General features: G+C 63.5%; 22 protein-coding genes, 1 tRNA gene and 1 pseudogene. 20 read left to right on the top strand and 4 right to left on the bottom strand.

What is annotated here, in order from left to right; translation table 11 throughout:
- Positions 1–73 precede the first annotated feature (73 nt).
- The 17 genes and pseudogenes from ccmC (at position 74) to HIV01_RS03490 (ending at position 13,285) form a co-directional block, all read left to right on the top strand.
- Positions 74–826 carry a heme ABC transporter permease CcmC gene (ccmC, locus tag HIV01_RS03570; protein WP_200604977.1) on the top strand — a complete coding sequence of 251 codons (753 nt, stop codon included), beginning with the start codon at positions 74–76 and terminating at the stop codon, positions 824–826.
- Complete coding sequence (locus tag HIV01_RS03565; RefSeq protein WP_158730724.1) at positions 823–999, top strand: heme exporter protein CcmD; 177 nt, start codon at positions 823–825, stop codon at positions 997–999. Before ccmC ends, HIV01_RS03565 begins: the two co-directional genes overlap by 4 nt.
- 10 nt (positions 1,000–1,009) lie before the next feature.
- Positions 1,010–1,474: a cytochrome c maturation protein CcmE gene (gene ccmE, locus HIV01_RS03560; RefSeq protein ID WP_200604976.1), complete on the top strand. Its 465-nt coding sequence runs from the start codon at positions 1,010–1,012 to the stop codon at positions 1,472–1,474.
- 42 nt (positions 1,475–1,516) lie between these two features.
- Positions 1,517–3,526 (top strand): heme lyase CcmF/NrfE family subunit, encoded by a 2,010-nt coding sequence (locus HIV01_RS03555; protein WP_200604975.1) that lies wholly within the window; start codon positions 1,517–1,519, stop codon positions 3,524–3,526.
- Positions 3,523–4,098 carry a DsbE family thiol:disulfide interchange protein gene (locus tag HIV01_RS03550; RefSeq protein ID WP_200604974.1) on the top strand — a complete coding sequence of 192 codons (576 nt, stop codon included), beginning with the start codon at positions 3,523–3,525 and terminating at the stop codon, positions 4,096–4,098. The genes HIV01_RS03555 and HIV01_RS03550 overlap by 4 nt, the downstream gene beginning before the upstream one ends.
- Positions 4,099–4,133: 35 nt before the next feature.
- The gene (locus HIV01_RS03545) at positions 4,134–4,574 is read left to right on the top strand and encodes a cytochrome c-type biogenesis protein (protein WP_245156901.1); all 441 of its coding nucleotides are present in this window, start codon (positions 4,134–4,136) and stop codon (positions 4,572–4,574) included.
- Positions 4,574–5,581: a tetratricopeptide repeat protein gene (locus HIV01_RS03540; protein WP_245156900.1), complete on the top strand. Its 1,008-nt coding sequence runs from the start codon at positions 4,574–4,576 to the stop codon at positions 5,579–5,581. Before HIV01_RS03545 ends, HIV01_RS03540 begins: the two co-directional genes overlap by 1 nt.
- Before the next feature lie 28 nt (positions 5,582–5,609).
- A complete protein-coding gene (gene metX, locus HIV01_RS03535; RefSeq protein ID WP_200604972.1) occupies positions 5,610–6,746 on the top strand; it encodes a homoserine O-acetyltransferase MetX in 1,137 nt (378 codons plus the stop codon).
- A gap of 80 nt (positions 6,747–6,826) precedes the next feature.
- Positions 6,827–7,425: pseudogene (locus tag HIV01_RS03530) on the top strand (cysteine dioxygenase family protein).
- 83 nt (positions 7,426–7,508) lie between these two features.
- Positions 7,509–7,961, top strand: coding sequence for a DUF2214 family protein (locus tag HIV01_RS03525; RefSeq protein WP_200604970.1), 453 nt, complete (start codon positions 7,509–7,511; stop codon positions 7,959–7,961).
- A 50-nt stretch (positions 7,962–8,011) separates the two neighbouring features.
- A tRNA-Leu gene (locus HIV01_RS03520) sits at positions 8,012–8,098 on the top strand.
- A gap of 170 nt (positions 8,099–8,268) precedes the next feature.
- Complete coding sequence (locus tag HIV01_RS03515; protein ID WP_200604969.1) at positions 8,269–9,474, top strand: tyrosine-type recombinase/integrase; 1,206 nt, start codon at positions 8,269–8,271, stop codon at positions 9,472–9,474.
- 245 nt (positions 9,475–9,719) lie between these two features.
- Positions 9,720–9,977, top strand: coding sequence for a helix-turn-helix transcriptional regulator (locus tag HIV01_RS03510; RefSeq protein ID WP_200604968.1), 258 nt, complete (start codon positions 9,720–9,722; stop codon positions 9,975–9,977).
- Positions 9,978–9,989: 12 nt separating this feature from the next.
- Complete coding sequence (locus HIV01_RS03505; RefSeq protein ID WP_200604967.1) at positions 9,990–11,501, top strand: DUF3631 domain-containing protein; 1,512 nt, start codon at positions 9,990–9,992, stop codon at positions 11,499–11,501.
- Positions 11,502–11,574: 73 nt separating this feature from the next.
- Positions 11,575–11,817: a hypothetical protein gene (locus HIV01_RS03500; RefSeq protein ID WP_200604966.1), complete on the top strand. Its 243-nt coding sequence runs from the start codon at positions 11,575–11,577 to the stop codon at positions 11,815–11,817.
- On the top strand, positions 11,814–12,128 hold the full coding sequence (locus HIV01_RS03495) for a hypothetical protein (protein ID WP_200604965.1): 315 nt from the start codon (positions 11,814–11,816) through the stop codon (positions 12,126–12,128). Before HIV01_RS03500 ends, HIV01_RS03495 begins: the two co-directional genes overlap by 4 nt.
- A gap of 44 nt (positions 12,129–12,172) precedes the next feature.
- On the top strand, positions 12,173–13,285 hold the full coding sequence (locus tag HIV01_RS03490) for a phage major capsid protein (RefSeq protein WP_200604964.1): 1,113 nt from the start codon (positions 12,173–12,175) through the stop codon (positions 13,283–13,285).
- Positions 13,286–13,343: 58 nt separating this feature from the next.
- Here HIV01_RS03490 and HIV01_RS03485 read toward each other — a convergent pair whose 3' ends face one another.
- Positions 13,344–13,712 carry a hypothetical protein gene (locus HIV01_RS03485; protein WP_200604963.1) on the bottom strand — a complete coding sequence of 123 codons (369 nt, stop codon included), beginning with the start codon at positions 13,710–13,712 and terminating at the stop codon, positions 13,344–13,346.
- The gene (locus HIV01_RS03480; RefSeq protein ID WP_200604962.1) at positions 13,709–14,092 is read right to left on the bottom strand and encodes a hypothetical protein; all 384 of its coding nucleotides are present in this window, start codon (positions 14,090–14,092) and stop codon (positions 13,709–13,711) included. The genes HIV01_RS03485 and HIV01_RS03480 overlap by 4 nt, the downstream gene beginning before the upstream one ends.
- A 176-nt stretch (positions 14,093–14,268) precedes the next feature.
- On the opposite strand from HIV01_RS03480, the gene HIV01_RS03475 reads away from it, so the two are divergent.
- Positions 14,269–14,715 (top strand): hypothetical protein, encoded by a 447-nt coding sequence (locus HIV01_RS03475; protein WP_200604961.1) that lies wholly within the window; start codon positions 14,269–14,271, stop codon positions 14,713–14,715.
- A gap of 102 nt (positions 14,716–14,817) precedes the next feature.
- Positions 14,818–15,390 carry a hypothetical protein gene (locus HIV01_RS03470; RefSeq protein WP_200604960.1) on the top strand — a complete coding sequence of 191 codons (573 nt, stop codon included), beginning with the start codon at positions 14,818–14,820 and terminating at the stop codon, positions 15,388–15,390.
- Here HIV01_RS03470 and HIV01_RS03465 read toward each other — a convergent pair.
- Together HIV01_RS03465 and HIV01_RS03460 are read right to left on the bottom strand one after the other, a co-directional pair.
- Entirely contained in the window at positions 15,371–15,880 is a 510-nt protein-coding gene (locus HIV01_RS03465) for an AbiU2 domain-containing protein (protein ID WP_207527074.1), read from the bottom strand. The two genes, HIV01_RS03470 and HIV01_RS03465, sit on opposite strands and share 20 nt — an antisense overlap.
- 73 nt (positions 15,881–15,953) lie before the next feature.
- Positions 15,954–16,676: a hypothetical protein gene (locus HIV01_RS03460; RefSeq protein ID WP_207527073.1), complete on the bottom strand. Its 723-nt coding sequence runs from the start codon at positions 16,674–16,676 to the stop codon at positions 15,954–15,956.
- A gap of 217 nt (positions 16,677–16,893) precedes the next feature.
- Between HIV01_RS03460 and HIV01_RS03455 the strand changes: the two genes are divergently transcribed.
- Entirely contained in the window at positions 16,894–18,111 is a 1,218-nt protein-coding gene (locus tag HIV01_RS03455; protein ID WP_200604957.1) for an AlbA family DNA-binding domain-containing protein, read from the top strand.
- Positions 18,112–18,313: the final 202 nt, after the last annotated feature.

The following is an 18,313-nucleotide window of genomic DNA, read 5'->3' as shown; positions in this document are numbered from 1 at the left end:
TGGAGCTCGGGCACGGACGCAGCCAGGACGGACGCAGTCAGAAGCACGCAGGCCCGAACAGGCCGAGAGAACGATGAATCCGATCATCCGCTGGTTCCACAAACTCGGTTCACCGCCCTACTTCGACCGCTTCGCCGCGCGCTGGGCCCCGTGGGGCTACGGCCTGGGCCTGCTGGTGATGGCCTGGGGCCTGTACGGCGCCCTGTTCCAGGTGCCGGCCGATTACCAGCAGGGCGACAGCTTCCGCATCCTCTACATCCACGTGCCCAGCGCCTGGATGAGCATGGCGGTATTCGCGCTGATGGCCATCTACGCGGCGATCGCGCTGATCTGGCGCATCAAGTTGTGCGAGATCCTGGCAATGGCCTGCGCGCCGATCGGCGCTGCCTTCACCCTGATCACGCTGCTGACCGGCTCGATCTGGGGCAAGCCGATGTGGGGCACGTGGTGGGACTGGGACCCGCGCCTGACCACCGAGCTGATCCTGCTGTTCCTGTATCTGGGCGTGATCGGCCTGTACAACGCGATCGACGACCGCCGCGCCGCCGCGCGCGCCGCCGGCCTGCTGGCGATCGTCGGCGTGGTGCTGCTGCCGGTGATCCGCTACTCGGTTGTGTGGTGGAACTCGCTGCACCAGGGCCAGACCATCCGCCTGCTCGGTGAGTCGAGCATGGATTCGAGCATGATCCCGCCGCTGGTCTGGATGATCGTCGGCACCAAGCTGTGGTTCATCGGTGCGCTGCTGACGCGTGCGCGCGCCGACAACCTGCGTCGCGAGAGCGGCAAGGGCTGGGTCGCCGCGCTGGCGCGGGGGAACGCGCAATGAGCTACCTGAACTACGTGATTGCCGCCTACGCGGTGTTCGTGATCGTGCTGGGCTGGGACTTCGTCGCCACCCATCTGCAGATCCGCCGCGAACTGCGTGGCGCGCGCCTGCGCGCCGAACGCGAAGCCGCTCGCCCTGGCAAGGGCGCGGCCGCAAATGAATTGATCAGATGAGAGCGTGCCAATGAATCCTGTACGTCGCCGCCGCCTGCTGTGGGTCATCGCCCTGGTCGTGGCCGCCGGCATCGCCGCATCGCTGGTGGCCATGGCCCTGCAACGCAACATCGCCTACCTGTACACGCCCAGCGAAGTGCTTCGCGGCGAAGCAGGCGGTCACGCCCGCTTCCGTCTCGGCGGCATGGTCGCGGCCGATTCCTTCACCCGCGCACCGGGTTCGCTGGAAGCGCACTTCAAGGTCAGCGACGGCGACGCGCTGATGCCGGTGGTCTATACCGGCATCCTGCCCGACCTGTTCCGCGAGAAGCAGGCGGTGGTCGCCACCGGCCGCATGCGCGGCGACACCTTCGTCGCCGAGGAAATCCTCGCCAAGCACGACGAGACCTACATGCCCAAGGAAGTCGCCGACAAGATGGGCATGGCGCACAAGAAGCACGACGTGCCGGCTCCGGCGGCAGGTTCGGCGCAATGAAGCATCACCCCCCGCGTACCCGCATCTGCCGGAAGGTGAACCATGCTCGGTGAAATCGGCCAGGTCACCCTGATCCTCGCCCTGCTGGTGTCGCTGCTGCAGGCGGCATTGCCGCTGGCCGGCGCACAGCGCGGCATCGGCGGCTGGATGGCGGTGGCGCGCCCGGCCGCGTACGCGCAACTGGCGCTGGTCGCCTTCGCGTTCGTGATCCTCAGCCACGGCTTCGTCACCCAGGACTTCTCGCTGCGCTACGTCGCCGAGAACAGCAACTCGCTGCTGCCGCTGATGTACCGCTACACCGCGGTGTGGGGCGCGCACGAAGGTTCGCTGCTGCTGTGGGCACTGATCCTGGCGCTGTGGACCGGCGCGGTCGCGCGCTTCTCGCAGCGCCTGCCGCAGGAAGTCATCTCCCGCGTGCTCGGCGTGATGGGTCTGGTCAGCACCGGTTTCCTCGCATTCCTGATCTTCACCAGCAATCCGTTCCAGCGACTGTTGCCGGCCGCCGCCGAAGGCCGCGACCTCAACCCGCTGCTGCAGGACCCGGGCATGATCATCCACCCGCCGATGCTGTACGTCGGCTACGTGGGTTTCGCCGTGCCGTTCGCGTTCGCGATCGCGGCACTGCTCGACGGCCGCATCGATGCGCGCTGGCTGCGCTGGACGCGGCCGTGGACCAATGTCGCCTGGGCGTTCCTGACCTTCGGCATCGCGCTGGGTTCGTGGTGGGCTTACTACGAGCTCGGCTGGGGCGGCTGGTGGTTCTGGGATCCGGTCGAGAACGCCAGCTTCATGCCGTGGCTGGCCGGTGCGGCGCTGCTGCACTCGCAGGCGGTGACGGAGAAGCGCGGAAGCTTCCGCGGCTGGACGCTGCTGCTGGCGATCGCGACGTTCTCGCTGTCGCTGCTGGGCACGTTCCTGGTCCGCTCGGGCGTGCTGACCAGCGTGCATGCATTCGCGGCCGATCCGGCGCGTGGCTTGTTCATCCTGATTTTCCTCGGCATCGTCATCGGCGGCTCGCTGCTGCTGTACGCATTGCGGGCACCGTCGGCCGAGGATGGCGGCAAGCCGTTCGACATCAGTTCGCGCGAGACGCTGCTGCTGGCCAACAACCTGTTGCTGTCCACCGCCTGTGCGATGGTCCTGCTCGGCACGCTGTACCCGCTGCTGGCCGACGCGCTGGAGCTGGGCAAGATTTCGGTCGGCCCGCCCTACTTCGCCCTGATGTTCGTGCTGCTGATGTCGCCGCTGGTGGCACTGCTGCCGTTCGGCCCGATCACCCGCTGGCAGCGTGAGCAGGTATCCAAGCCGCTGGCGATGCTGCTGCCGTGGGCCGCACTGGCGCTGGTAATGGGCGTGCTTGCCTACTTCTTCGCCCCGCAGGGTCCGTGGAAGGTCGCCGTCGGCGTGCTGGGCGCGGCATGGGTGCTGTTCGGCACGGTCCGCTTCGTAGTCGCGCGCCTGCGCAGCCAGAGCAGCGGTTCGCGATTCACCGCCGAGATGCTCGGCATGATCCTGGCCCACACCGGCGTCGCCGTGTTCCTGGTCGGCGCCCTGCTGGTCGAAGGCCTGAGCCAGCAGCGCGAACTGGCAGTCGCACCGGGCCAGACCGTCGAGCTGGGACGCTATGCCTTCCGCTTCGACGGCGTTGCCCATTCGCAGGGCCCCAACTACGAAGCCGACCGCGGCACCGTCACGGTGTTCGCCAACGAGCGTCCGCTGACCGTGATGCACCCGGAGAAGCGCACCTACGCCAGCGGCGGCCAGGTCATGACGGAAGCGGCGATCGACGGCGGTGCCACGCGTGATCTTTACGTTGCCCTGGGCGAACCGCTCGGTGGCGGCTCGTGGGCGCTGCGCGTGCATGTGAAGCCGTTTGTGCGCTGGATCTGGGCGGGCGCGCTGCTGATGATGTTCGGTGGCCTGGTGGCGGCGATGGACAAGCGTTTCCGCCGCACCGCCACGGTCGCCAGCGCTGTTGCCCCTGAACCGGTTGCCTCCGGCCCGGTCTCCAGTCCGGTTGTCGCCAGTGTCAGCCAGGAGCCAGCACGATGAGCGATCCGTCGCCGCAGTCGAGCAAGTCGTCGATGCGCTGGGTGCCCTTGCTGATCGTCGCCGCGCTGGGTGTGCTGTTGTTCGCCGGCGTGATGCTCAGCCGCAATCCCAATCGCGAGGCACTGCCGTCGCCGCTGATCGGCAAGGCCGCGCCGGCGTTCCGCCTGCCGGTGCTGCATGAGCCCGGTCGCATGGTCACGTCCGACGACCTGCGCGGCGCACCGTACCTGCTCAACGTCTGGGGCAGCTGGTGCCCGGCCTGCCGCGACGAGCATCCGGTGCTGACGCGCTTCGCCGAGAGCAAGCGCCTGCGCGTGATCGGCTTCAACTGGAAGGACGAACACGCCGACGCGATGCGCTGGCTCGAGCAGTTCGGCAACCCGTACTTCATGGTCATCGCCGACTATGACGGCAAGGTCGCCATCGACTGGGGCATCTATGGCGCGCCGGAAACCTTCCTCGTCGACGGCAAGGGCATCGTGCGCTGGAAGTACGTCGGGCCGCTCACGGACGAAGTGATCCGGGATGAGTTGCTGCCGAAGATCGACGAGATGAAGGTGGCTTCGCGATGAACGCCTCCAACAGTGTCGGCTCGCGGGGACATTCAATGTTGCTGGCCGTGGCAATGCTAGTGGCCTCCTTCGCCACTTTCGCCCAGCCCGCCAACGACCCCACCCCGCTCCAGTTCCAGTCCCCTATCGAAGAGCAGCGCTTTCACGACCTCGTCGCCGAGCTGCGCTGCGTGATGTGCCAAAACCAGTCGCTGGCCGAATCCAATGCACAGATCGCCGTCGACCTGCGCCGCGAAGTGCTGGAGCTGATGCGCCAGGGCAAGGACAACCGCGAGATCAAGCAGTTCCTGGTCGAGCGCTACGGCGAGTTCGTGCTGTACCGCCCGCAGGTTGAATCCAAGACGTGGTTGCTGTGGTTCGGCCCGGCGCTGGTGCTGCTGGCCGGGGGCATCGTTGTCGCCGGCGCGATGCGCAAGCGCCGCCAGTCACCGGCCGCAGCAAAGACCAGCGACAGCAACGAAGAGCAGGAGTGGTAATGGTCGGTTTCGTGATTGCCGGCCTCGTGCTGGCCGTGCTGGTGCTCGCCTATGTGCTGCGTCCGTTGTGGCGGACCCGTCCCATCGCAGGGATCGCCGTGATTGTCGGCCTGACCCTGGCCACCGGACTGACCTACTTCGCCATCGGCACGCCCGCCGCGCTGGATTCGGCGCAGCGGCGCGCGCCGGAGACGCTCGACGACGCCATCACCCAGCTGGAGGCCGAGCTCAAGCGCGACCCCAACCAGGTCGAAGGCTGGCGCCTGCTCGCCCGTGCCCGCGTCGCCGAAGGCGAACCGGTCAAGGCGCGCGATGCGCTGATGCGCGCGCTCAAGCTGATGCCCGACGACCCGGACCTGCTGGCCGAGGCCGCAGAGATGCGCGCCATCGCCGCGCCGGGTCGCCAGTTCGATGCCGAAGGCATCTCGATGCTGCGCCACGCACTGGACCAGGAGTCGATGCACCAGCGCGCCCGCTGGTTCCTCGGCATCGCCCAGCGCCAGGCCAAGCAGCCTGCGGAAGCCGCCCGCACGTGGGAGCCATTGCTGGCCGTCGTCGACGGTCGCACCGCCGATAGCCTGCGTGAGCAGATCAACGCCGCGCGCGGCGAGGCCGGCATGGCCCCGCTGCCGCCGGCCGCCGCATCGGCAGCAGCTGCCGATGGCCCGGGCCTGAAGGTCAAGGTCGCACTGTCGCCGGCGCTGGCCGCGAAGTTGCCGGCCAACGCCAGCCTGTTCGTGATCGCACGCCAACCCGGCGGCCCGCCGATGCCGGTCGCGGTCGAGAAGCTGGCAGCCGCGAACTTCCCGGTCGAGGTCACGCTCGACGATGGCGACAGCCCGATGCCGACGATGAAGCTGTCGCAGATGGACCAGGTCGAAGTGCTCGCACGCGTATCGACCAGCGGCAACGCGACTCCGCAGGCCGGCGACTTCGAAGCCGTGGCGAAACCGGCGGGCAAGGACGCGGGCACGATCGAACTGCTGATCGACCAGGTCCGGCCATAAGGCCGGTTCTGCCCGTTAAGCTTGCCCCATGACCGAATTCATCCCGCCCGGTACCCGCTGGTTCGACCTGCCCTCGCCGTTTCCGATGAAGCGGGGCGGCGCACTCAACAACGCCCGCGTCGCTTACGAAACCTGGGGCTCGCTCAACGCGGCCCGCGACAACGCCGTGCTGATTGTCACCGGCCTGTCGCCCGATGCGCACGCAGCCAGCAACGAGGGCAACCCGGAACCGGGCTGGTGGGAACAGATGGTCGGCCCGGGCAAGCCGATCGACAGCGATTGCTGGTTCGTCGTCTGCGTCAATTCGCTCGGCAGCTGCAAGGGCTCGACCGGGCCGGCTTCGATCAATCCCGACACCGGCGCGCCGTATCGGTTGAGCTTCCCCGATCTGTCGATTGAGGACGGCGCGCAGGCAGCGGCCCATGTCGTGCGCGAGCTCGGCATCGCCAGCCTGGCCTGCATCATCGGCAACTCGATGGGCGGCATGACCGCGCTGGCGTTCCTGCAGTTGCACCCCGGCCTGGCGCGCAGCCACATCAACATTTCCGGCGCGGCCAAGGCGCTGCCGTTTTCGATCGCGATCCGCTCGCTGCAGCGCGAAGCGATCCGCCTGGACCCGAACTGGAACCACGGCCAGTACGACGACGAGCGCTACCCCGAAGCGGGCATGCGCATGGCACGCAAGCTGGGCGTGATCACCTACCGTTCGGCACTGGAATGGGACGGCCGCTTCGGTCGCGTGCGGCTGGATTCGGACCGCTCCGACGACGAGCCGTTCGGCCTCGAGTTCGAGGTCGAAAGCTACCTGGAAGGCCACGCCCGCCGTTTCGTGCGCCGCTTCGACCCCAACTGCTACCTCTACCTGAGCCGTTCGATGGACTGGTTCGACCTGGGCGAGTACTGCAACGACCGACGGGGCAACGGCGAGGCCGACACCCGCGCCGGCCTGGCCGGCCTGCGCGTCGACAAGGCATTGGCGATCGGGGTCCACACCGACATCCTGTTCCCGCTACAGCAGCAGGAAGAGATCGCCGAAGGCCTGCGCGCTGGCGGCGCCGACTCGCGGTTCCTGCCGCTGCCTTCGCCACAGGGACACGACGCGTTCCTGGTCGATATCGCCCGTTTCGGCCCGGCCGTCGGCGACTTCCTGAACAGCCTTCGCTGAACCGCGCGCCGAGGGTCCGTACCGCCGTAGATTGATGCGGCGCAAGATTCGCTGCGCCGGGCGCACGATAGAATTGCGCCATGACGATCAACGACGCACTGCCCGACCTCGATTTCCCCGGCCACGACAAGCTGGTCGCCGCCATCGACGCCGCGGTTGCGTCCGGCGACGAACATGCCGTCACCGCGGCGCTGCGCACCACGCTGTGCGGCATGATCCGCGACCGCGACGTGCAACTGCCCTCGTGCGTGCACGACCCGATCGAAGAGACCACTACGCCCGCCGCGAGATCTACCGCAGCCCGGGCCTGGGCTACAGCGTCGTCGCAATGACCTGGGGACCGGGCCAGGGCACGCCGGTGCACGACCACTGCGGCCTGTGGTGCGTGGAAGGCGTCTGGGACGGCGAACTGGAGATCACCCAGTACGAGCTGCTCGAGCGCGACGGCGAGCGCTTCCGCTTCCGCGCTGCCGGCGGCATGCATGCCGGTCCGGGCAGTGCCGGCAGCCTGATTCCGCCGCACGAGTACCACACAATCCGCAACGCCAGCCGCGAGTCGGTCGCCGTCTCGCTGCACATCTACAAGGCGCCGATGGAAGCGTGCTCGATGTTCGTCCCGAACGAAGGCGAATGGTTCGCCCGCGTCGCCAAGACGCTGCAGACCGACGAAGCGGCGTAAGCCGGCGACAATTCCTGACCTCTGGCACTACACCGCCAGAGGCGATCGCCTAGGGTGAGCGTTTTCCGCCGGAGCCTCCCCCGATGCTGACCGACTTCACCCTCGCCTCCCTGCACCACCTGCTCGTCTACGCACTGGTTGCGATTCTCGTCGTCGAAGCCGTGCTCCTGCGCGGCGGCGTCGACCGTTCGACACTGCAGCGACTGGCCGGTATCGACAGGGGTTACGGCATCTGCGCGATGCTGCTGATCGTGGTCGGCGTCTGCCGGATCATCTACGGCGTGAAGGGCCACGACTTCTACCTGCACAACCCGTGGTTCCACGCCAAGATGGGCGCGTTCGTGCTGGTCGGCCTGCTCTCGATCCTGCCGACCGTGCGCTTCCTGCGCTGGCGCAAGGCCTTGGCCACCAACCCGTCCTACCTGCCCGATTCCGCCGAGGTCGCCCGCTTGCGCGGCGTCGTCCGTTTCGAGCTGATCCTGGTCGCGGCCATCTTCGTCCTCGCCGCCGCGATGGCCCGCTACGGCGGCCTCTGACTCAGCCCCCCTGCTTCCGGGCGGCCGCGTCGGCTATACTGCGCGACCGCGCCGGAATGGCGGAATCGGTAGACGCAGCGGACTCAAAATCCGCCGCCCTTAAAAGCGTGTGGGTTCGAGTCCCACTTCCGGCACCAGCACTAAGATTCAGGGGGCATCACCAAGCCCCAGAACGACTCCAAAACCCCGCTTCGGCGGGTTTTTTTGCATCTGTGCGGTTCCCTGCCGTTTCTTGAATCGTGTGTCCTTCGGGGGCAAGATCGGGGGCATAGGGGCGCCATGACCCCCTACTGGGGGCACAATCCGAATGAAACTGAAAGTCCGCACGCTGGTGAATTTGCCGGCAGGCAAGCATTTTGACGGGCACGGCCTGTACCTCGAAGTCATGCCTTCCGGTTCGCGGTTCTGGCGCATGAAGTTCCGCCACAACGGCAAGGAAAGCCGCCTGAGCTTCGGCCCCTATCCTGAAGTCGGACTGGCCGAGGCCCGCGACCTCGGCGCCGCAGCGCGTTCGCGCCTGCGCGCCGGAATCGACCCTGCTGCTGAGCGCAAGGCTGAGCGACGGCAGCAGCAGGCCGACGGCCTGACATTCGCCATCCTTCGGGATGAGTGGCTGGCATTGCAGGAATCCGCTCTGAGCTTGGCCACCGTGACGAAGGCCCGCTGGCTGTTCTCGCTGGCATCCGACCTGGATCCCCTACCCGTTTCAGCTATCACCGCGCAAATGGTGCTGGCGGTTCTGAAGAAGATCGAAGCCAAAGGGCACCATGAAACCGTCCGCAGGGTTAAACAGCGGATCTCGCAAGTGTTCCGCTTCAGCGTCGCCACCGGCCGAGCCGAGATTGACCCCACTGCAAGCCTACGTGGCGCCCTCGCCCCAGTGAAGACCACAAATCGCGCAGCAATCATCGACCCGAAGGGTGTCGGTGACTTGCTACGTGCACTGGACACCTACGGCGGTGCGCCAACGACGAACGCTGCATTGAAACTCGCGCCGATGGTCTTCGCGAGACCAGGCAACCTGCGGGCGATGGAATGGTCGGAAATCGACTTCATTGCGGCAGAGTGGCGCATTCCTGCCGGGAAGATGAAGATGCGCGATGCCCACGTCGTGCCGCTCAGCACGCAGGCGCTCGCGATCCTTCGCGACCTCCAATCGATCACAGGTCATGGGCGATACTGTTTCCCGTCTCTGCATGCGGCAGATCGCCCGATGTCGGAGAACACTATTAATGTAGCCCTGCGACGCCTTGGTTTCGACAAGGAAACAATGACCGGGCATGGATTCCGAGCCCTAGCGTCGTCGCTGCTGCACGAACTTGGCTGGTCTCCAGACGTGATCGATCGCCAACTCGCGCATGCCGAGCGCAATAAGGTTCGAGCCGCCTATCACCGCGCACAGTACCTCGCTGAGCGTAAGAAGATGATGCAAGCGTGGGCCGATTACCTGGATCAGTTGCGGGCGGCGACGGACATAGCGAGGTCGAAGCGACAGGCTAGAAGACCGAAATGATAACGGCCTCCATGATCAGCAGAACGCCGACCCGATGGTCGGTGTTTTTTTGTCACCATGTTGAGTTGCAGAAAGTGCGCAAGCCTTATGCAGCAAGGCTTTCATGGTGATCATCGACACATCCGCAACGCGACATACCGCATCTGCCCGTATCACCCGCATGCATCGCAGTGCCATGTTTGACGCCCATTCGGCAGTGGGCGTAAATGATCGTCAACGTTCAGAGATTTCCTACGAGGTGGACCATGTCTCACAACGTTCGCATCCTGCGTCGTGGCGAAGTCTGCGAACGCGTCAACTGCTCCCCGTCGACCATTGACCGGCTAGAGGCCGCGAGACAATTTCCGCAACGCGTGCAGCTTTCACCCTACACCGTAGGCTGGGTCGAAGCTGAAGTCACCGAATGGGTCGAGGAGCGTATGCGGGCGCGGGCCGGGGAACGCCGCATCGGCGACGGCCGCCCGTCGAAGCGTCATCCGCCGGCATCGCACGCGCCGCTTTAATGGCGCCTAGTCATGTCCGATCAACGAACTCGCGCTACGTGCTCCACTGCCGACCATGACGTTCGTTGTGTTTATGGCGCTCGGCTTCTCGACGCGATCCACGCCTTTCTAGGGCAGTTCATAGCCTATCCATCAGAACATGCACATGTGGCTCACACGATCTGGATCGTCCATACACACTCGATGAGCGCGTGGGTCTCAACGCCCAGGCTCGCGTTCCTCAGTCCTGAACCGGAAAGCGGAAAAAGTCGAGCACTGGAAGTCACGGAGCAACTGGTGCCGAGACCGTTGAATTCGTTCTCTGTGACGTCTGCGTATCTGTTCCGTAGTATCGCCGATGAAGGCGGCCTGCCGACTCTGCTTTACGACGAAGTCGATGCAGTGTTCGGCCCTAGGGCTGGCGAACATGAAGACCTTCGTGCCCTGCTGAACTCGGGCCATCGACGTTACGCGAAGGTCGGCCGGTGCGAAGTGCGTGGCAACACGATCGTGCAGAAGGAGTGGCCCGTTTACGCGGCCGTTGCGCTGGCCGGACTTGGAGCGCTTCCCGATACGTTGCTAAGCCGGAGTATTGTCATTCCGATGCGGAGGCGCGCGCCTGGTGAAAGCGTGATGCCCTTCCGAGTGCGTGATTGCGCAGCGGAGGCCGACGGGCTGCGGAGCCAGTTGGAGCAGTGGGCGGATTTCGCCCGAGACGAACTCGTATGCGCTCGTCCTGCGATGCCGCCGGGCGTTCAGGACCGCGCCGCCGACTGCTGGGAGCCTCTGCTCGCCATCGCTGATGCCGTTGGCGGTGACTGGCCGGCGCTGGCGCGCGAAGCGGCCTCGGCGATGGTGGCAAATGCCCGGCAGAACCCGCCGAGCCTCGGCGTACAGCTTCTCGCTGACATTCGCCTGATATTCGAGAAGACGGACGTGGGCACTACGCTTTCTACTGCCAACCTCATCGGCGAACTCTGCGGACTCGACGAATCTCGATGGGCCGAATTGCGGGGCAAAGCAATTACTCCTCTGGGCTTGGCGCGCCTGCTGAAGCCCTACTCGATCTTCCCGAAGGTGTTGCGCTTCGGGCCGTCCGAGGCTCGCGGCTACGAGCGCGCGGCATTTGTGGACGCATGGCAGCGCTACCTGCCCCCGTCATCGGGAGGGGGCGTAACACCCGTAACACTCGAAACGCCTTCAGGCTGCGCCGTTTCTGCTGGCAGCCAGCAGGCCGGCGCTGTTATGGAGGTGACGGCCGTAGAGACAGACGTTCCGGCCGTGGAATCCAGCCGCACCGTTACGCCTGTTACGGCCGTTACGCCCTACTTGGACGACGGCGCAGGGGAAGACCGCATCGCAGCTCTGATAGCCGAGCACACAACCGGTGACGAGGTGGATGCGCTCGATCTCGTCGACGCTGCCGAACGGGACGGGCTGCCTGTCGATGCCATCTGGCCGGCGCTTGAGCACCACGGCTGGCGGGTCATCGGCGGTGGTGTGTATCGCCATGCGCCGCCCCTAAATGGAGAGGCCGTCCCATGACCGGCTGCACCCACCCTGCGCCCTGCTCCATCGAGTAGTCAGCTACACCCGTTCACTGACCGAGGCTAGCGACATGCGAAAGCCGAAAACCCCACCTACGATCGATGAGCTGCAGAAGCGCCTCGCCGAGGTGCACGGGCACAATCGCGAACTCATCGACATCAACGAAGAGCTTTTGGCCCTGATGGCCAAGTGGCGAGAGGTCACCGAAACCCTGTTGGCGGCCTTCGCCGCCGAAGGCAGCAAATCCGCCGCCAAGTTCCTGTTGAGCATGCGGATACAACGTGCCCGGCTAGAGAGTAAGGAGCGCACATGAGCACCGTTCTCACCAACCCGGAAGTACTGAGCACCGCGACGCCAGACCTGACTGGCGGTATTCCCTGCAGCCTATGGAATGGCACCGACGACGCGACCAGGCGACGCCTGTTCGACGAGTATCGGCGCCAGATCGCCCGTAGACGCAGCGACGACGAAGCCGATCGTGCATGCGCCATCGCAAACATCCTCGCCCGGACTGCCGCGCCGACTCCCGATGACCACGAACATGGCGAAGTCGCACGTCTGCAGGCGCTACTGATCGAAGCTGCTGCAGTGGCCGGATCAATCGCGACGACTGCCAAGCCCTAGCCCCACCTCGGCGAGATGACGCCGCAGACGCAGGAGACACGACCGTGAATGCAGTCCCGAGTACGCTTTCGTATTACCCGGCCCGCAAGCGTCGCACCAAGGCGCGGCTGCTGTTCCGTTCCTGCGCAGCGCACTGCGCCGCCTTCACACAGGAAACGACACCCGAAATCGCCGCTGCCCGGCTGTTCGGAAATGACGCCGGACTGAAGTCCTATCTCTCAATTCAGCGTGCGGCCGTGGATCCAGCCGTAACTTCGCTTCCTGACTGGGCAGGCAGCCTGGCTGCTGAGACGTGGGCAGAGTTCCTAACGCTGCTTCAGCCCGTGTCTGTGTATGCGCAACTCGCCGCCATTGGTACAAGGTTCGACTTCGACAGCGTCGGCAAGGTCAGCTTTCCAGGGCGTGATTCGAGCCCAGCCCTCGCAGGCGACTTCGTAGGCGAGAATGCGCCAATCCCGGTAAAGAAGGCAGGGCTGCGGGCGGTCTCCCTTCCGCCGAGAAAGATGGCCGTGCTGTCGGCACTGTCCTCGGAGATGAGCCGTTCGACTGGCGGCCGCCTGGAAAAGTACATCCGCGACCTGATGATCGAGGACACGGCGAGGGTCCTCGACACTCGCCTGCTCGACGACGTGGCAGCCGATGCCGTCCGTCCTGCTGGCCTGTTGAATAACGCCACGCTGACGCCTTCCGCAGGCACGCTGCCCGGCGATGTGATCAAGGACCTGAAGGCTGCGCTCGCGCCGGTGCTGGCCTCAGGCGGTGGCCGTCGCCTGGTCTGGATCATGAATCCGATTCAGGCCATGTCGCTGGTCCTGCAAACCGATGCAGGCGGCAGGTTCGTCTGGCCGGACATCGAGCGTGGCTTCATGCTCGGCTCGGTGATCATCTCGCCGAACGTACCCGACGGCACGCTGATCCTTGTCGATGCCGCCGAGTTCGCAACCGTGGCCGACGTCGCCCCGCAATTCGACGTGTCCGATGCAGGCACGATTCACATGGAGGACACGGCGCCGGAGTCGCTCAACGACGGAACGTTCGCAGACCCTGTCATCTCTCTGTTCCAGCAGGACGCGCTGGCGATTCGGATGATCCAGCAGATCAACTGGGCGATGCGTAGACCTGGAATGGTTTCAGGCGTGACTGGAATTCAGTGGTGAGGCACGACGAGTATGCCGAGCGGGTGGCGGCGACATCTCAGCCGCCGCCACCGAAAGCTCAAGGCAACGTCTGCTCGTTCTTAATCTTGCACAGAAGCTGCTCGATTCCTTCCTGCCTAAAAAGTCGAATTACGCCCTTAATCAGCCAAACCGTGGATAGCACGCATGCCACGATAAAAAGCGCCTTCCACACGTCGGCCCGCACGCCAAAGGTGTCGCGAAAAGTGGTCGTGCACAACGTTGCGATGAGCGAGATCAATACGCCGAGCGCCGCTTGCCATTCATTTAGCTTCTCCGACTTCTTGATGTGCGCGGAAAGTATGAGTCGAAGCTTGTCGACCGTGATCTCGACAATCTCTTGCGACGTATTGCGATGCACCTTGTCGACATCGAGACGTCGTTGCGGGTACTTCAATCCTCCACTCATGGCCGCGCCTCCACCATGAACTGAAGCGCCACCGAGTACATCTCGTCAGAGTAAGAAATGAACGCAGCAATCAACAGTTCACATGAGGGTGACACGCCGTCTTCTGGCTCGACAAAGGCTGCGACCAATGGTTGCGACACAGCGCCCGAGTTTTCCTTATGCCAGTTGGTGAAGGTAACGAGCCCCCTTTGCTCGTTCTCTGGATCTGGACCGCTTTCAACGCGACGAAGCCTCTGATCTTTGTTGCCTTCGTCTACCAGAAATCGAAACCTGAACTCGATGTCCTCCCCTAGCGCCCTGAACGAAACGTACGAATCGTCCCCCGTCATCTGAAGTAGGTGGGTGAAATGAATCACCTTGTACTTGCCAACTTTGACCACGCTCCCCCCCTGTTTAGCCGAACGTTCTTCCTAGACTGCCAATCACATCTTGGCCCAACAGCCCGCGTTCTGTCACCGTCTGCTCCGGCCCCCACCGGGGGGCGGTCAGGCACCGCGGACCCAAGGAGTCCCACCGGCCGCCCCAGTTCCGTCGCGTAAATATGGAGCGATTCACCATGGCACGCCCCCGTATCGATCCCGCTGACCGCGTCGCGCCAAACATCTGCCCGCCTGCTTGGCTCGATGCTGCGCAGCGGAAGCTCTGGGACCGCGAGTTCGCTCGCTACCCTGTGGGCTACTACGTTCCCGCCGACGTCAACGGGATGCTGACGTACCTGGATACTGTCGCCGAGTATGAAGCGGCAAAGCGTCGCGCCAAGAGCGCAAAGAATGACGAGAGCCGGCGAGCCGAACGCGCCGAAGTTCGGGCGATCCGAAAGCAATTGCTTCTGCTGCAACGTGCCCTTCGCATGTTTCCGGTAACGCGCGCTCATCCAAGCACGATGAGCCGGCTCGCAAACGATCCTGCGCAGTCTCCCGCCCAGGCGGCAGGCGACAAGCGCCAGCCATGGGAACGCTGGTTTGATGATGCCGGCGCGCGGCAGCCGAGGGGCAAGCAGTGATCGGCAACGAATGTGCAAGCGGACGCATGATCCCGTGCCGGACTGCGGCACTTGCCCCTGCTGTCGGTCATGGCGGCAGCAGGGGCCCTTTGAGCCCCGCGAATGAACTGCCATTTTGACGTTCCCGCGCTGCCTCCGGTATCGCAACCGGAAGCCATGGCGCGATTGCAATCGATCCTGCTCGACGACGTCGAACACTGGATGGGCCCGCGTGATCGGTCCGATGCCTGCTTACCGCCGGGCTTTCGTGCCGGCCCTGCGTGGGCGTGGATGACCCCCCTCGGCGCTATCGCCGAACTGTCGCCCGAGTCAGCTCAGAGCTGGCAGTTCGCGGTGTTCGAACTCGCGCACGAATGCGTACATCTTGCTAACCGTCCCTTAGGAGGTGCGTCACGGATGGAGGAAGGTGCCGCCACGCTGTACGGGTTGCCGGCATGCATTTCGATATTCGATGGCCGTTTCCTGCCGGTGCTGAAGAATGGCGACCCCTATGCCGATGCTATGCGCTTGGTCAGTCGCATGGGGCGGCAGCCGATGGCGGCACTAAAAGCCGTTCGGCGTGAGGCTGGAAACTTCAGGTACAGCACGCCGCAAATCGTAGTCGAAGCCGTGCCTGGAATAGATCATTCGCTCGCCCATCGGCTGTGCGCGCGGTTCACGGAAGCATTGACATGAGCTGTTCAACCGCCATCTCGCTATCGGTCATGTAGTCGAGATGGACATCAAAGTGACGACTGGAGATGTCGAACAACAACCTTCTTGCGTGATCCAGCAGTCCTTCGATATCTGACAGCATCACGCCCGCCCTCTCCTCGACGGAGGTTCTCGTTCGATTGAGCGTTTGATGACCGACTATCTCGTTGCGAAGGATCCCAGCTCGCACCGAGGTTGGCTTGATCTGGCGGATGCGATCCGCGTAAGTCGCGTATTCGTCGGCTAAGATCTGGTCCTGCAAGCGGGCAATGAACTGAGGGAAGTTGATGGTGTCGGAGCGTGTTTCGTAAAGGCTATACAGCAGCACCACTACCGAATTGAACAGCGCCGCCTCAATCCCGGCAAAGAATCGGATGTTACGGTTGAACTTAATTCGCAACTCATCCTCTGTGACGCTATTGCGCAGGCCAATAAAGAGATCGTGATGCACTTGGGCCTGATTGATTCGCATGAACAACTCCGACCTTATCTCGTCCGGACTGAGTGACATGAGCCATCGCCTTGGTTAGCTGAGTTGTAAGCGCTCACCGCTTGATGTAGCTGATCCCCAGCAAGTGCCGGGCAGTTCCGTCGATCTTGGGTATCGATTGGCCGACAGCGGTTGCGTGATGCGCGAGCCATGCCTCCCGTACTCGCGCAAGGAACGAACTGTCCACCGCCGGCCGAGCGCTGGACTTACTCCATGAGCACCAATAAAGGAGGTCCTCGTCGATTCCGGGGACTTCGCTTGGCATGTTCGCGGTGAAATGAATGACGCAGTTGATTCCGGAGTACTTGTCGATCGAGCGCGCTACGATGCTTTGAAGCATGGCGGGCACCAATCCGTAGTTGCCGTCATTGATCAGGAAGAGGAGACCAGTCGCATCGGGGCGGCCCACAGAAATCTTTGTGGCTTGAATCTGCTTGCTTGCAGCCTTGAACGAGCCTTCAACGCGTTTCCGAAGGAACGATGTTACGTCTTGGTAGCAAGCCATGGGGAGATCAGCCAAATTAACCGTTCGCAGTCCTGCTGGCGCCAATTCCCGTGTAACCCAACGCCTGTACGCGGCGGTAAGCCAGTCTTGAAAAGTGCCATCCGCGAAGTAGTTCACGGACATGCATTTCATCTCAGCAATGACGCCGTCGGCCGGAAACCAGAAATCGGCATTCCTTGGCTTGTTCGGCCCCTTGCTGTCATCAGCAACTACCGCGCCCATGTTTCGCAAGCAGCTTGTCAGTTCGCGATCCACATCGATCCACTTTAGCAACGGGTCTCTCTCCAGTTGGAAAACGCGATACGGTCCGGCCTTGGGAACCAGCCTTCATCCAGGGGGCTGGCATGGCACCATACTGGACGTTCGGGCGTGTCGCTTGCCTAGACTGGGCATGGTAATTCATGGGTCTGTCTGCACCCTTTGTCCGGCATGCAATGAGATAGTGCAAGACGGATACGGTCGATGAGCGGAAGGAGCGACGGCAGGTTGAATGGCTGTTTGGCTTGATTACTCGGAGGCGGTCGACATGAGTTCTGTGCGGGACCTCGATTGGATTAGCAGGATCATCAGCGACAAGGAGCCGGAATCCGTGACCTTGGATTTCAAGCGTGAACTCCCAGGCGGTCAGGCGGGGGAGCGAAAGGCTTTTCTTTCCGACGTTGTTGCTATGGCTAATACTCATGGTGGCCAGATCATTTACGGCATTTCCGATGTAGATTCGTTTGCAGACGAGATTGTTCCAATATCGAATGTGACGAAGGAGGACGCACGGCAGCGCTTGATGGAGATGATCCAGCGAGGCGTTGAGCCAACGCTTCGCGGCGTCTCGTTCGAAGCGGTCGACGTAGATGGCGGTTTCGTTCTTGTGCTCACGGTCGACCAGCAGTTTGCTGCTGGCCCGTTTAGGACGAACTTTGACGGTTCGCAGCGCTTCACCTATCGGGAAGGAACGCAGAATTTCCCCATGCCCTATCCTTTGATAAGAAACGCGTTTGGCGCACGCGCATCAGCCTTAGGTGCGCTCTCTACGTGGCGTGCTCAACGATCTGAGTTGTTGGTCCGCCAGATCGAGCAGAAGGTGATGAAGAAGGGGCCGTGGTTGGTCCTTCATGTTCTGCCGGTGTCATCATTCTCGGATCAACTTGCGGTAAGTCCGAAGGAGTTCTATCGGCAGGCGTACACCTTCAATAGCAATTCTGCCAGCTCGCTTTACAACCTCGATGGCATTCGCTTCTTCAACGGCCTGACTGACGCTGACAGCAGTAAGTACGTGCAGTTTTTTCGGAATGGCACGGCCGAAGCAGGGCGGGAGGTATGGCGGGCTGTGGCGGAAGAGCAGAGCGACAAACGCGTCATCGGTTTGACGGCACTGGCCCGTGACGTACGGGAAATGGTTACTGGCGTTGTCACAGCACTATCCGCAGTTGGCGTGGTTGGGGAGGCCCATTTTTGCTTAGGCATCCACAATGCCGAAGGTTGGCGTACGTCGCACGACGATGGTTCGGGCTTTTCGAGCTACTTGCCAAACCCTATTCCTTCGAAGGCTGTTCTCTTGCCCCCGATAGAGGCCGACCTTCCACTTGACGCGTCGAGTTTCGACGCTTTGACCAGGTCAATCCTAGATATTGCTTGGCAGATGGCGGGCAACAGTGGCTGCCCGCACTTCGGTGGAGACGGCAGATGGCACGAGCCAAGGAGTCACTACTAGCCGTGCCGGTGGCGCGCACAGGCCCAGCGCGCCCCCCCACTTCATGGCGAGGCCAAGGGTCGGTACCCTACCGCTTGCCCCGCTGGCGACGGTGACCAGCCAGCCGTCGTCACGACGGGCGATCCGTACCAGTGCCGGCGCCCACTGGCTGCCGGCAGTGAGCACGTACAGCCTAGGAGTCGGCGTCGAGTAGCCGACCATC

This window comes from Lysobacter arenosi (assembly GCF_016613475.2).
Taxonomy (GTDB): Bacteria; Pseudomonadota; Gammaproteobacteria; order Xanthomonadales; family Xanthomonadaceae; genus Lysobacter_J; species Lysobacter_J arenosi.
This window is presented reverse-complemented; position numbering and strand designations above follow the sequence as displayed.